A 12268-nucleotide genomic window follows, 5' to 3' on the forward strand; every position below is an offset into this window, starting at 1 on the left:
ATTCCTTATGGGTTGTCAGGAACGGCTATGGAACCGCTCGCACCCATGATGACTACGAACCCCTTCGACGACGACAAGTTGCGCGAGGAATGCGGCATTTTCGGCGTTTCGGGCGCTGATACGGCGTCCGCTATCGTCGCGCTTGGCCTTCACGCGCTCCAGCATCGGGGCCAGGAAGCCGCGGGTATCACCAGTTGGGACGGGCATGATTTCCATACCCACCGGGCCATGGGCCATGTGGCGGGGAATTTCGACCGGGATGAGGTGATTCGCGGATTGCCGGGCGACGCGGCCTGCGGCCATGTGCGCTACTCGACCACGGGCGAGACATCGCTGCGCAATGTGCAGCCGCTCTATGCCGAGTTGAACTCAGGCGGATTCGCGATCGCCCATAATGGCAATATCTCCAACGCGATGAAGGTGCGGCGCGAACTGATTCGGCGCGGGTCGATCTTTCAGTCGACGTCGGATACCGAGGTCATCATCCATCTGGTGGCGACGTCCAGCTATCGTACCTTGCTCGACAAGTTCATTGATGCGTTGAAGCAGGTCGAGGGTGCCTATTCGCTGATCGTCATGACGCCCGAAGGGATGATCGCCTGCCGCGATCCGCTCGGCATCCGGCCGTTGGTGATGGGCAAGCTCGGCGATACAACGATCTTCGCGTCCGAAACGGTGGCGCTCGACGTGGTCGGTGCCGAATATCTGCGCACGATCGAACCGGGCGAACTGGTGATCGTCACCAATGAAGGCGAAATTCGGTCGCATCGGCCGTTCGGCCCGGTGCATCCGCGCCCCTGTATCTTCGAGCATGTCTATTTCAGCCGTCCCGATTCGATCGTCGACGGGTCGAGCGTCTATTCGGTCCGCAAGGCGATCGGCGCGCAACTGGCGATCGAAAATCCGGTCGAGGCCGATTATGTGATCCCCGTGCCCGACAGCGGCGTGCCCGCGGCGATCGGCTATGCCCAGCAATCGGGCATCCCGTTCGAGCTGGGCATCATCCGCTCGCACTATATCGGGCGGACCTTCATCCAGCCGGGCGACAAGGTGCGCCATCTGGGCGTGAAGCTGAAACATAATGCCAATCGCGCGCTGATCAAAGGCAAGCGGATCGTGTTGATCGACGATTCGATCGTGCGCGGGACGACCAGCTTGAAGATCGTGCAGATGATGCGCGAGGCGGGCGCGGCCGAGGTGCATATGCGGATTGCGTCGCCGCCGACCAAGCATAGCTGCTTCTATGGTGTCGATACGCCCGAACGCACCAAGTTGCTGGCGCACAAGCTGGACGTGGGCGGGATGCAGGATTTCATCCATGCCGACAGTCTGTCCTTCATCTCGATCGACGGCCTGTACAAGGCACTGGGCGAGGCGAAGCGGGCCGACACGCGGCCGCAATATTGCGATGCCTGCTTCACCGGCGACTATCCCACCGCGCTGACCGATCAGGATGATGTGGTGGTGACCAACCAGTTGGAATTGCTCGCCGAGCGGGTGGCCTGACAGGCTTTCCTTGCGCTTTTCTCCGAACCTAAAAGATCCGTTCGGGCTGAGCCTGTCGAAGCCCCTTTCTTCTTCTAGAAGTGAGGCCCTTCGACAAGCTCAGGGCGAACGGATCATAAATCAGTTTGAAAATGACGAGATGCTATGACTGACATGCTCCCCCTTTCCGGTAAACTCGCGCTCGTTACCGGGGCGAGCCGGGGTATTGGTGCAGCGACGGCCGAGGCGTTGGGCCGGGCGGGCGCGCATGTCGTGCTGACCGCGCGCACGACCGGCGGTCTGGAAGAGGTGGAGGAACGCATCCATGCAGCAGGCGGCAGCGCGACGATCGCGCCGCTCGACCTGATTGATGGCGAAAGCATCGGGCGGCTGGCGCAGGCGATCGGCGGGCGCTGGGACGCGCTCGATATATTGGTGCTGAACGCCGCGACGCTGGGCGCGCTGGCGGCGGTGCCGGCGATCGACGCCAAGGAATTTGCGCGGCTGTTGACCCTCAATATCGCGGCGCCCCAAGCGCTGATTGCGGCCTTCGATGGGATGCTGCGCAAGAGCGGCGATGCGCGGGTGGTGGCGGTGACGTCGTCGGTCGTCAGCCCGCGCGCCTATTGGGGTGCCTATGGCGCGTCGAAAGCGGCGCTGGAGACGCTGGTGGGGGCCTATGGCGAGGAGATGAAGAATATCTCGGCCATCCGCACCCATATCGTCGATCCCGGCGCGACCCGCACGGCGATGCGCGCGCGGGCCTTTCCGGGCGAAGACCCGGCGACGCTCAAGGGGCCGGAAGTCGTCGCCGACGCGATTGTTGGACTGGTCGCGACGGACACGCCTACCGGGCATCGTATGCGGGTCGAGGGCTGAACGTAGCGCGGGCGTTTCTCGACTGCGCTCGACACGAACGACGGCTTTAGGCGGATTTCACCAGCGTCACTTGTGCCACATCGATGCCGCCGCCGCGGAAGCCGCCTTCGCAATACATCAGATAATAGCGCCATAAGGCCACGAAATGTTGGTCGAAACTGGTGGGTAGCAGGCCCTGCTCGATCGCCTGGTCGAAGCGCAAGCGCCAACGGCGGAGCGTCTGCGCATAATGTTGGCCGAAGCGGTGGACGTCGCGCCACTCCAGCCCCTGCTGTTCAGCGAGCGCGCGGAAGCGGCTTTCGGACATCAGCATGCCACCGGGGAAGATGTAGCTCTGGATGAAATCTGCGCCGCGCGCATAGCGGTCGAAAATCGCATCATCTATCAGGATATATTGGATCGCGGCGCGGCCGCCGGGCTTGAGCAGGCGGTGGATGGCGGCGAGATAGGCGGGCCAGTAGCGCTGGCCCACGGCTTCGACCATTTCGACGCTGGCGATGGCGTCATATTGCCCTTGCGCATCGCGATAGTCGGTGAGGCAGATTTGCGCGCCGGAGCCGAGGCGGTCGCGGGCATAGTCGGCCTGCTCGGTCGAGAGGGTGAGGCCGGTATAGGCGATCGCCTGCCGCTCCATCGCCTGTTCGGCGAGGCCGCCCCAGCCACAGCCGATTTCGAGCAGGCTATCGCCATCCTTGAGCGCCAGCCGGTCGAGAATCGCATCGACCTTGCGCCGTTGGGCCTGTTCCAGAGTCTCGGTTTCGCTGTCAGGATTGCTGAATAAGGCACTGGAATAATGCATGAGTTCGTCCAACCAGAGCTGGTAGAAATCATTGCCCAGGTCATAATGATAGGCGATGTTGTGGCGCGATCCGGTGCGGCTGTTGCGCCGCGCCCAGTGGATCGCGCGGCCGGTCCAGCGGGTCGGGCCATTTGGCCGCGCGACCCGGCCGAGCGCGACGGCATTGGCCATGAACAGGGCAAAGAGTGGCACCGGATCAGGACTGCTCCATTCCCCTGCCGCCCAGGCGCGATACCAGCCCGCCGATCCGCCGGTCGCCAGCCGCACCAGCGCGCGCCAATGGACGAGATGGACTTCGCAATGCGGTCCCGGCGCACGTCCGCCCAGCATCCGGCGCGTGCCGTCGGGCAGGGTGGCGTCGAGCGACCCCTGATCCAGCCCCCGGTCTATCCGGTCGAGCAGACGATGGAAGAGCGGTCCCAGCGCGCGGCCCATCCGGCTGGGCTTGCCGGAACGGGGCGGTTGACGCACAGACAAGGCGCGGCGGCCGCGGCGGGGATCGACTGCATTCATGGCGTCATTCCTGCCCGAAGCCGGCGGGCGCTGCAATCACCCCTTTGCGTGGCGATAGGCGGCCAGGGCGCGCTCGCGGCCTTCGCGATGGTCGATGATCTTGGGCGGATAAGCAGCGGGGCGCGCGCCATGGGCGTCAGGGTCGTGGATGACGCTATCGCGAAGGTCCGCCAGTTCGGGCACCCAGCGGCGGATATAGGCGGCGGCGTCGAACTTTTCCGACTGGCTGAGCGGGGCCATGATGCGGGTGAAGAGATTGGCGTCAACGCCGCTGCCCGCAACCCATTGCCAATTGACGCTGTTATTGGCGTAGCTGGCATCGACCAGCGTGTCCCAGAACCAGCGCGCGCCATGCCGCCAGTCGATCAGAAGGTGCTTGATCAGGAAACTGGCCGCAATCATGCGCACACGGTTATGCATCCAGCCGGTTGCCCAAAGTTGGCGCATGCCCGCATCGACAATCGGGTAGCCAGTCTGACCTGTCTTCCATGCGGTAAAGTCGGACCGGGCGCTGCGCAGGTCGCGCCATTGCAGTGCATCGAAATCGGACCGGGCATTTTCCGAGCCATAGGTCGGCATCTGGCAAATCTGCACATGGGCATAATCGCGCCAGATCAATTCCTTGAGATAGATAGTTGCATCCTGACCTGAATCCGCGACGCGGTGCCAGACGGTGGCGGGCGATATCTCGCCGAAGTGGAGATGGGGCGACAGGCGCGAGGAGCCTTCGACCGAGGGCAGATTGCGCGCGACCGGATAATCGCCGACTGCATCGAGAAAGGCAGTGAGATGCGCGCGTGCGCCTGCTTCGCCGGGCGTCCAGTCTTCGGTGAAGCCGCTCGCCCAATCGGGCTTGGTGGGCAGTAAGGCCCAGTCCTCCAGCGTGTCGCTGACAGGCCACTGATCAGGTGTCGGGATGGTGGCTGGCGCGCGGGTCGGCGTGGGCGGCGGCATATGTTCCATCACCGCGCGGGAAAAGGGCGTGTAGATGCGATAAATGCCCCCTGCCCCGGTCCGCACGGCGCCGGGCGGCAACAGCAGACCACCATCATGAAGGCAAAGGTCCAGCCTCTTGGCTACCGCCTTTTCGGCGTTACGCCACCAGGGTTCATAATGGTGCAGGGCATGGACGCGGCGTGCGCCGGTTTCCTGCGCCAGTTGCGCCAATATCTCGGCCGATGACCCGCGCCGCAGGATGAGGCGCGACCCCTTCTCGCGCAGCCGCTCGTCCAGGCTGGTCAGACTGTGGTGCAGCCACCAGCGCGATGCGCCACCCATCGCCCATGTGCGGGGGGTGTCGTCGTCCAATATATAGACCGGGATGACCGGCCCCTCCTCCACCGCAGCGGCGAGCGCGGCCTGATCGGACAGGCGCAGATCCTGGCGGAGCCAGAGGAGGACGGGGGCGTTGGTTGACATGGTGAGGCAATGCGCGGCACCGGGCCGGGTTCCAACCACCCTATCGGGCATATTGTGGACCAACGGCCCGTCGCAAATCAGGCCATGCGCGATTCGATCCATGGACGCGCGCAGGCGGCGCGCTTATCCTTAGGCCCGATGCCCTGCTGGGGTGTGTGGCATCATGTGAGAAAGATTCAGGGGATTTATGGCTTCCACGCCCAATGAACGGGAAATGGCATATCGGCCGTGCGTCGGCATCATGCTGGTCAACAGGGATGGCAAGGTCTTCGTCGGCCAGCGGCTCGATAATGTCGTGGAAGCCTGGCAGATGCCGCAAGGCGGGATTGACGAGGGCGAAGACGCCAAGGCGGCGGCCCTGCGCGAACTGGGCGAGGAAACCGGCATTGGGCCGGAGCATGTCGAGATCATCGCCAAGGCCAAGGACGAGCATTTCTATGACCTGCCGCCCGAATTGCTGGGCAAATTATGGGGCGGGAAATATCGCGGCCAGCGGCAATATTGGTATCTCGCCCGCTTTCTGGGGCAGGATAGCGATATCAATATCCAGACCAAGCATCCCGAATTTCGCGCCTGGCGATGGGCCACCCCTGAATCGCTGCCGGAGCTTATCGTGCCGTTCAAGCGCAAGCTCTACCGCGATATCCTGCAGGAATTCAAATCGTTGATCTGAACCGTTGCGACACCGTTCCTGCGACGGGCCGTGCGGAAAACAGGCACTTAGGGGCTTAAGTTTTCCGGTCGAGCGGGTATGACGGACGCATGCGCGCTTGTTTGATCCTGATCTCCTTCCTGTTTTCTGCGCCCGCCATGGCCGCAGACCCCATATTGCTACCGCCGTCGGTGCGCGAAATGCTGGAGGCGGCGATTGCCAATGGCAGCGAGACGGAGATCGCCACCGTCGCCAAGATCGCGCGGCAGACCAATCCTGCGTCCGGCGACGAGATCCAGCGCATGGTCAATAGCTGGAAGGAACGAACCAAGGCGACTCACGACACCGTGATTCGCGAGGCGCGTTTTACCGAATTATGGACCGGCCGGATCGAAGCGGGTGGTTTCCGGTCGACCGGCTCCACCAGCGAGCTGGGCCTGAGCGGCACGGCCACGGCGACCCGCGCAGGCCTCCAATGGTCGCACAAGCTGAGCGCGACGGCGGATTATCGCCGCGCCAACGGGGTCACATCGCGCGAACGCTATCTCGCCGGTTATGAACCGCGCTTTCAGTTCGACCCGCGCGGCTTTGCCTATGGCCTCGCCCAGTTCGAGCGGGACACGTCGATCGGCTATGACGAACGCTATACCGGGTCGATCGGTGTCGGCTACAAGCTGATCGTCAGCCAGCCGCTGGATTTGCAGGTCGATATCGGCCCGTCCGTCCGCCACGCCAAATATCTGATCGGCGAGCGGGAGACCAAGCTGGGTGCGCGCGGGTCGATGGCGGCGGTATGGCGCTTGTCGCCGACGCTGACGGTCAAGCAGACAGCGGCGGGCTATGCCGAAAGCGAAGTCTACTCGCTCAATTCCCTGACGTCGATCGAAACGAAGGTGGCGGCGCGTCTCTCTGCTGCCCTGTCCTATAACGTCCAATATGAATCGGAAACGCTGCTGAGCGCCCGCGATTTCGATACGCTCAGCCGATTGACGCTGACCTACGACTTCTGACGCGCAGGGGTGGAGACGCGCGCCGCGCTCTGATAGACCCTTGCCATGAACCCCTTATCAACGGTCGAAGCTGCAATGCTGGAGCGGGCTGCGGATGCGCCGATGCTGGCGCAGGTGCAGGAGTGGTCCGCGATCAACAGCGGATCGCGTAACCTGGCGGGGCTGGCGCGGATGGCGGCGACGTTGGCCGACGCCTTTGCGCCATTGCCGGGCGACGTGACGCTGGTCGATGCAACGCCGGTCGAAACGATGCGCGCCGACGGACAGGTCGAAACCATCCTGCATGGGCAACATCTCCATCTGTCGGTGCGGCCGCACGCGCCGGTGCAGCTATTGCTCACCGGGCATATGGATACCGTCTTTGCCGCCGATCACCCGTTCCAGGCGCAACGCTGGATCGAACCGGGCGTCCTGAACGGTCCAGGCGTCGCCGACATGAAGGGCGGGATTGCGGTGATGCTCTCGGCGTTGCGGGCGATCGAGGGGACGGAGGCGGCGCAGATGCTTGGCTATGACGTCATCCTCAACAGCGATGAGGAAGTGGGCAGCCCCTCCTCGGCTGGCCTGTTGCGGACGGTGGCGGCAGGCAAGATCGCGGCCTTCACCTATGAACCGGCCCTCCCCGATGGCACGCTGGCGGGCGCGCGGGCGGGGAGCGGCAATTTCTCGATCGTCGTGACCGGGCGCAGCGCCCATGCCGGGCGCAATCCCGATGACGGCCGCAACGCGCTGCTGGCGGCGGCGGACCTGGCGCTGCGGCTCAAGGCCGGGAGCGGCCCCGGCTGTTCGTGCAATCCGGCGAAGATCGAGGGCGGCGGGCCGAATAATGTCGTGCCCGACCATGCCGTGCTGCGCGTCAATTTCCGGCCCCGGACGCCGCAGGACGAGGTGGCGGCACGGGCGCTGATCGAACGGACGATCGCCGATGTGGCGCGCGACCATGAGGTCAGCCTGCATCTCCATGGCGGTTTCGGGCGACCGCCAAAGCCGATGGATGCCAAGGCCGAGCGCCTGTTCGGACTGGTCAGGCAATGCGGCGCTGACCTGGGACTGGAGATTGGCTGGCGCGATACCGGCGGGGTGTGCGACGGCAATAATATCGCGGCCTGCGGTGTGCCGGTGGTCGACACGATGGGGGTGCGCGGCGGGAGCATCCACAGCGATGCCGAATTTCTGATCGCCGACAGCCTGCCCGAACGGGCGCAATTGTCGGCGCTGGCGCTGCTGCGGATCGCGCAAGGACGATGTAAGATATGAAGAAGAGAGGGTAAGCGCTTGAGTTTCATCATGCGAACCGCGCGGGCGGAGGATTTGCAAACGCTCTATGAAATGGCGAAGCTGACCGGGGGTGGCTTCACCAACCTGCCGCCCGACCGCAAGGCGCTCGCCGCCAAGCTGGAGCGGACCGAAGCGGCGCTGGCGCGGGACGATGAGGGCATTGCCGACGAACTGATCGTCATGGTGCTGGAAAATGTCGAGACGGGGCAAGTGCGCGGCACATGCCAGATTTTCTCGACCGTGGGGCAAAGCTGGCCCTTCTATTCCTACCGACTGGGGATGCTGACCCAGCATAGTCGCGAACTGGGCCGGACATTCCGGGCGCAGATGCTGTCGCTGACCACCGATCTGGAAGGGTCGGTCGAGGTTGGCGGGCTGTTCCTGCATCCGCGCGAACGGGCCGAGGGGCTGGGCCTGCTGCTGTCGCGCAGCCGTTATCTCTATATTCGCGGGCATCGGCAGCGTTTCGGCGACCGGGTGATTGCCGAATTGCGCGGGGTGATCGACGAAGCGGGCGGGTCGCCCTTCTGGGACGGGCTGGCCGGGCGCTTTTTCGGGATGAGCTTTCAGGAGGCGGACGAGTTTAATGCCGTCAACGGCAACCAGTTCATCGCCGACCTGATGCCCAAAACGCCCATCTATACCGCGATGCTGACTGACAGCGCGCGCGCCGTCATCGGCCTGCCCCATCCCAATGGCCGGGCAGCGATGCGGATGTTGGAGACCGAGGGGTTCGACAATGCGGGCTATGTCGATATTTTCGATGGTGGCCCGACGATGGTGGGGCAGATCGACCAGTTGAAGACGATCGCGGGCGCGCGCGACGTGACGCTGGGCGCGACGCATGAGAAGGGCGGCGACAAGATGCTGATCGCGACCGGGCGCCTCACTGACTATCGCTGCACCTGGGGTTTCGTGCAGGAAGCGGACGGCGTCGTGTCGCTCGATGGGCCAAGCGCAGCGCGGATCGGGCTGGAACCGGGCGCGGCTTTTACCATGGCGGGGCGGGCATGAGCGTTACCGAGATTAATTTCGACGGGCTGATCGGGCCAAGCCACAATTATGCGGGCTTAAGCGTCGGCAATCTGGCCTCGGCACGCAATGCAGGCGCGGTGTCGCATCCGCGCGCGGCGGCGTTGCAGGGTATCGAAAAGATGCGCGGCAACATCCGGCTGGGGCTGACGCAGGGCATCTTCCTGCCGCAATGGCGACCCGATGGGGCGTGGCTGGCGCAGCTTGGAACCGATGTCGGCGCGGCCGAGCCGCATATCCGCGCGGCGGCGATGTCGGCCTCGTCCATGTGGGCGGCCAATGCGGCGACGGTCTCCCCCGCCAGCGACACAGGCGACGGGCGCACGCACTTGACCGTCGCGAACCTGGTGACGATGGCGCATCGCAGCCATGAATGGCCGCAAACGCTGGCGCAATTGCGGGTCGCCTTTTCCGACCAGAGCGTCTTTGCCGTCCATGGCCCGGTGCCGCCGCCCTTTGGCGATGAAGGCGCGGCCAATCATATGCGGCTGTGCGAACGGCATGACGAGCCAGGGGTGGAGATATTCGTCTATGGCCAGTCCGGCGGCCCCTTCCCCGCGCGCCAGCATGTCGAGGCGAGCAAGGCGGTCGCGCGGCGGCATGGACTGGACCCGGCGCGGACCTTGTTCGTGCAGCAGTCCGAAGAAGCGATTGCCGCTGGGGCCTTCCACAATGATGTGGTGGCGGTGGCCAATGAGCGGGTGTTGTTCACCCATGAACTGGCCTTTGCCGACAAGGAAGGCTTCTACGCCGATCTGCGCGCCGCCCTGCCCTGCGTCGAGATTGTCGAGGTGCCCGCCAGCGCGGTAAGCTTGGCCGATGCGATCAAAAGCTATCTCTTCAACGCGCAACTGGTGACGCTGCCGACCGGCGAAATGGCGCTGGTGCTGCCGACCGAGGCGCGTGAGACGCCCGCTGTATGGCAATGGCTGGAGCAGATGATCGCGGGCAATGGGCCGATCCGGCGACTCGTGCCGGTCGATGTCCGTCAGTCGATGGCCAACGGCGGCGGCCCGGCCTGCCTGCGGCTGCGCGTCGTGGCCGACCCAGCGACGATCGATCCGCGCTTCCTGGTGGACGAAGCCAAGCTGGATGCCATCGCGGGAATCGTGGCGGCCTATTGGCCCGAAGATATTGCGCCCGATGGGCTGGGCGACACCACATTGATCGCGCGGATCGAACAATCATGGTTAACGCTTGTTGACCATTTGCAGCTTTCGGGCGATTTATTGCCCTGATGGCGGGGGCAAACGCCGAATGGGATGGACATGGAACGGATCAAACGCCTTTTTACCGTCAAGACCAAATTTGAGGCGTTTCTGGTCATCTATGCGCTCGCCCTTGGCGCGACCGAACGGGGTGTCACCTATATGCAGCAATATCCCGGCACCGGGGGGCAGCTTTTGGCGCTGGCCTGCACTGGCGCGGTCTTCATGGGCGGCGGCATGATCCTGGATACGCTCGAATATCGGCGCACTTACGGATAGATGACAGGCTTGCGCTGACGGCACCCGCCGGTCAGGGATGATGGCCATGGGTGCCATCATGTTGCAGGGAACCGGATCGGATGTCGGCAAGTCGGTGCTGGTCGCCGGGCTGTGCCGGGCGCTGCTACGGCGTGGCTATCGGGTCCGCCCGTTCAAGCCGCAAAATATGTCCAATAATGCGGCCGTGACGGCCGATGGCGGTGAGATCGGCCGGGCGCAGGCGTTGCAGGCCGTCGCCTGCGGCGTGCCGCTGCATACGGACATGAACCCGGTGCTGTTGAAGCCGCAGGCCGACCGGACATCACAACTGATCGTCCATGGCCAGGTGCGCGGCACGTTGGGATCGGGCAATTTCCGCGCCGCGCGGGGCGAATTGCTGGGGGCGGTGCTGGAAAGCTACGCGCGGTTGCAGGCGCAATGCGACATCGTTGTGGTCGAGGGTGCGGGATCGCCCGCCGAGATCAACCTGCGCGCGGGCGATATCGCCAATATGGGCTTTGCCCGCGCCGCCAATGTGCCGGTGGTTCTGGTCGGCGATATCGACCGGGGCGGCGTGATCGCGGCGGTGGTGGGCACGCGCACCGTGATCGACCCGAAGGATGCGGCGATGATCCGCGGTTTCCTGATCAACAAGTTTCGCGGCGATCCGGCCTTGTTCATGGACGGCTATGCGCAGATCGAGGCGCTGTCGGGCTGGCGCGGCCTGGGTATTGTGCCGTGGCTGGATGCCGTGGCGCGGCTGCCAAGCGAAGATGCGGTCGTGCTGGAGCGGCGGCAATTTTCGGTCGACGCGCCACTGGTCGTCGCCTGCCCGGTGTTGCCGCGCATTTCCAATTTCGATGATGCCGATCCGCTGAAGCTGGAGCCGGGCGTGGACCTGCGCATGATCGGGCCGGGACAGGTCATCCCGGCCGGGGCGGCGCTGGTGATCCTGCCCGGCTCCAAAGCCAGCGTCGCGGATATGCGGGCGATGATAGCGCAGGGGTGGGACATCGACATTCGTGCGCATCACCGGCGCGGCGGGGCGGTGCTGGGAATTTGCGGCGGATACCAGATGCTGGGGCGGACGATTGCCGACCCGGACGGGCTGGAGGGGCCGCCGGGATCGGTCGCCGGGCTGGGGCTGCTGGATGTCGAGACGGTACTCGGCGGGACCAAGACGTTGGAAGCGGTGCGTGGCCGGGCGCTGGGGGCCGAATTTGGCGGCTATGAGATGCATATGGGGCGGACCGACGGACCGGATCGTGCGCGGCCCTTTGCGATGCTCGGCGATCGGCCGGATGGCGCGATGAGCCGCGATGGGCGGGTGATGGGCAGCTATGTCCATGGGCTGCTCGCCAGCACGGAATTGCGCGATGCGGTGCTGCGGCGGTTGGGTAGCGCGTCGGCGGGGCAGGATTATGACCAGTCGGTCGAAGATGCGCTGGACGAGGTCGCCGCGGTGCTCGAAACCCATGCCGATGTCGATGCCATGATCGCGCTCGCATTGGGCTGAGGCTGATAGGAAAAATGGTGCACCCAGAGCGATTCGAACGCCCGACCCTCAGATTCGTAGTCTGATGCTCTATCCAGCTGAGCTATGGGTGCAGAGGAAAGACCGGCGGCGAGGCTGGAAGCCCGACCGATAAAGTCCTTCGGAAAAATGGTGCACCCAGAGCGATTCGAACGCCCGACCCTCAGATTCGTAGTCTGATGCTCTATCCAGCTGAGCTAT

At 64.4% G+C, this 12268-nt stretch carries 11 protein-coding genes and 2 tRNA genes; 9 read left to right on the top strand and 4 right to left on the bottom strand.

The features are described 5' to 3' along the window. Positions 1-45: 45 nt before the first annotated feature. Together purF and V2I08_RS12075 are read left to right on the top strand one after the other, a co-directional pair. Positions 46-1506, top strand: a complete 1461-nt coding sequence (purF, locus tag V2I08_RS12070) for an amidophosphoribosyltransferase (protein ID WP_333972528.1) — start codon at positions 46-48, stop codon at positions 1504-1506. A 144-nt stretch (positions 1507-1650) separates the two neighbouring features. Further along, entirely contained in the window at positions 1651-2364 is a 714-nt protein-coding gene (locus tag V2I08_RS12075) for an SDR family NAD(P)-dependent oxidoreductase (protein WP_349635323.1), read from the top strand. Between the two features lie 46 nt (positions 2365-2410). On the opposite strand, the gene V2I08_RS12080 is transcribed toward V2I08_RS12075, so the two are convergent. Together V2I08_RS12080 and V2I08_RS12085 are read right to left on the bottom strand one after the other, a co-directional pair. After that, on the bottom strand, positions 2411-3676 hold the full coding sequence (locus V2I08_RS12080) for a cyclopropane-fatty-acyl-phospholipid synthase family protein (protein WP_349635324.1): 1266 nt from the start codon (positions 3674-3676) through the stop codon (positions 2411-2413). 36 nt (positions 3677-3712) lie between these two features. Beyond that, positions 3713-5095 carry a deoxyribodipyrimidine photo-lyase gene (locus tag V2I08_RS12085; RefSeq protein ID WP_349635325.1) on the bottom strand — a complete coding sequence of 461 codons (1383 nt, stop codon included), beginning with the start codon at positions 5093-5095 and terminating at the stop codon, positions 3713-3715. 187 nt (positions 5096-5282) lie between these two features. Between V2I08_RS12085 and V2I08_RS12090 the strand changes: the two genes are divergently transcribed. From V2I08_RS12090 to V2I08_RS12120, 7 genes are all read left to right on the top strand, one after another. Beyond that, entirely contained in the window at positions 5283-5768 is a 486-nt protein-coding gene (locus tag V2I08_RS12090; protein WP_349635326.1) for an RNA pyrophosphohydrolase, read from the top strand. 89 nt (positions 5769-5857) lie between these two features. Further along, positions 5858-6757, top strand: a complete 900-nt coding sequence (locus tag V2I08_RS12095) for a DUF481 domain-containing protein (RefSeq protein WP_349635327.1) — start codon at positions 5858-5860, stop codon at positions 6755-6757. A gap of 45 nt (positions 6758-6802) precedes the next feature. Continuing rightward, positions 6803-8014: a hydrolase gene (locus V2I08_RS12100; RefSeq protein WP_349635328.1), complete on the top strand. Its 1212-nt coding sequence runs from the start codon at positions 6803-6805 to the stop codon at positions 8012-8014. 18 nt (positions 8015-8032) lie between these two features. Further along, a complete protein-coding gene (locus V2I08_RS12105; RefSeq protein WP_349635329.1) occupies positions 8033-9049 on the top strand; it encodes an arginine N-succinyltransferase in 1017 nt (338 codons plus the stop codon). Further along, entirely contained in the window at positions 9046-10305 is a 1260-nt protein-coding gene (locus V2I08_RS12110; protein ID WP_349635330.1) for an N-succinylarginine dihydrolase, read from the top strand. Before V2I08_RS12105 ends, V2I08_RS12110 begins: the two co-directional genes overlap by 4 nt. 30 nt (positions 10306-10335) lie before the next feature. Beyond that, positions 10336-10554 (top strand): hypothetical protein, encoded by a 219-nt coding sequence (locus tag V2I08_RS12115; RefSeq protein ID WP_349635331.1) that lies wholly within the window; start codon positions 10336-10338, stop codon positions 10552-10554. Positions 10555-10600: 46 nt separating this feature from the next. Further along, a complete protein-coding gene (locus V2I08_RS12120) occupies positions 10601-12049 on the top strand; it encodes a cobyric acid synthase (protein ID WP_349635332.1) in 1449 nt (482 codons plus the stop codon). 15 nt (positions 12050-12064) lie between these two features. Here the strand turns inward: V2I08_RS12120 and V2I08_RS12125 are convergent. Together V2I08_RS12125 and V2I08_RS12130 are read right to left on the bottom strand one after the other, a co-directional pair. Then, positions 12065-12141, bottom strand: a tRNA-Arg gene (locus tag V2I08_RS12125). Positions 12142-12197: 56 nt separating this feature from the next. Beyond that, positions 12198-12268 (bottom strand) — tRNA-Arg (locus V2I08_RS12130).

Source organism: Sphingobium sp. MK2 (assembly GCF_040170545.1).
Taxonomy (GTDB): domain Bacteria; phylum Pseudomonadota; class Alphaproteobacteria; order Sphingomonadales; family Sphingomonadaceae; genus Sphingobium.

Coding starts and splice junctions, on each gene's coding strand:
- V2I08_RS12110 (WP_349635330.1), top strand. CDS start 9,046: ATGAGCGTTACCGAGATTAATTTCGACGGGCTGATCGGGCCAAGCCAC.
- V2I08_RS12100 (WP_349635328.1), top strand. CDS start 6,803: ATGAACCCCTTATCAACGGTCGAAGCTGCAATGCTGGAGCGGGCTGCG.
- V2I08_RS12085 (WP_349635325.1), bottom strand. CDS start 5,095: ATGTCAACCAACGCCCCCGTCCTCCTCTGGCTCCGCCAGGATCTGCGC.
- V2I08_RS12075 (WP_349635323.1), top strand. CDS start 1,651: ATGACTGACATGCTCCCCCTTTCCGGTAAACTCGCGCTCGTTACCGGG.
- V2I08_RS12095 (WP_349635327.1), top strand. CDS start 5,858: ATGCGCGCTTGTTTGATCCTGATCTCCTTCCTGTTTTCTGCGCCCGCC.
- V2I08_RS12090 (WP_349635326.1), top strand. CDS start 5,283: ATGGCTTCCACGCCCAATGAACGGGAAATGGCATATCGGCCGTGCGTC.
- purF (WP_333972528.1), top strand. CDS start 46: ATGATGACTACGAACCCCTTCGACGACGACAAGTTGCGCGAGGAATGC.
- V2I08_RS12120 (WP_349635332.1), top strand. CDS start 10,601: ATGGGTGCCATCATGTTGCAGGGAACCGGATCGGATGTCGGCAAGTCG.
- V2I08_RS12080 (WP_349635324.1), bottom strand. CDS start 3,676: ATGAATGCAGTCGATCCCCGCCGCGGCCGCCGCGCCTTGTCTGTGCGT.
- V2I08_RS12115 (WP_349635331.1), top strand. CDS start 10,336: ATGGAACGGATCAAACGCCTTTTTACCGTCAAGACCAAATTTGAGGCG.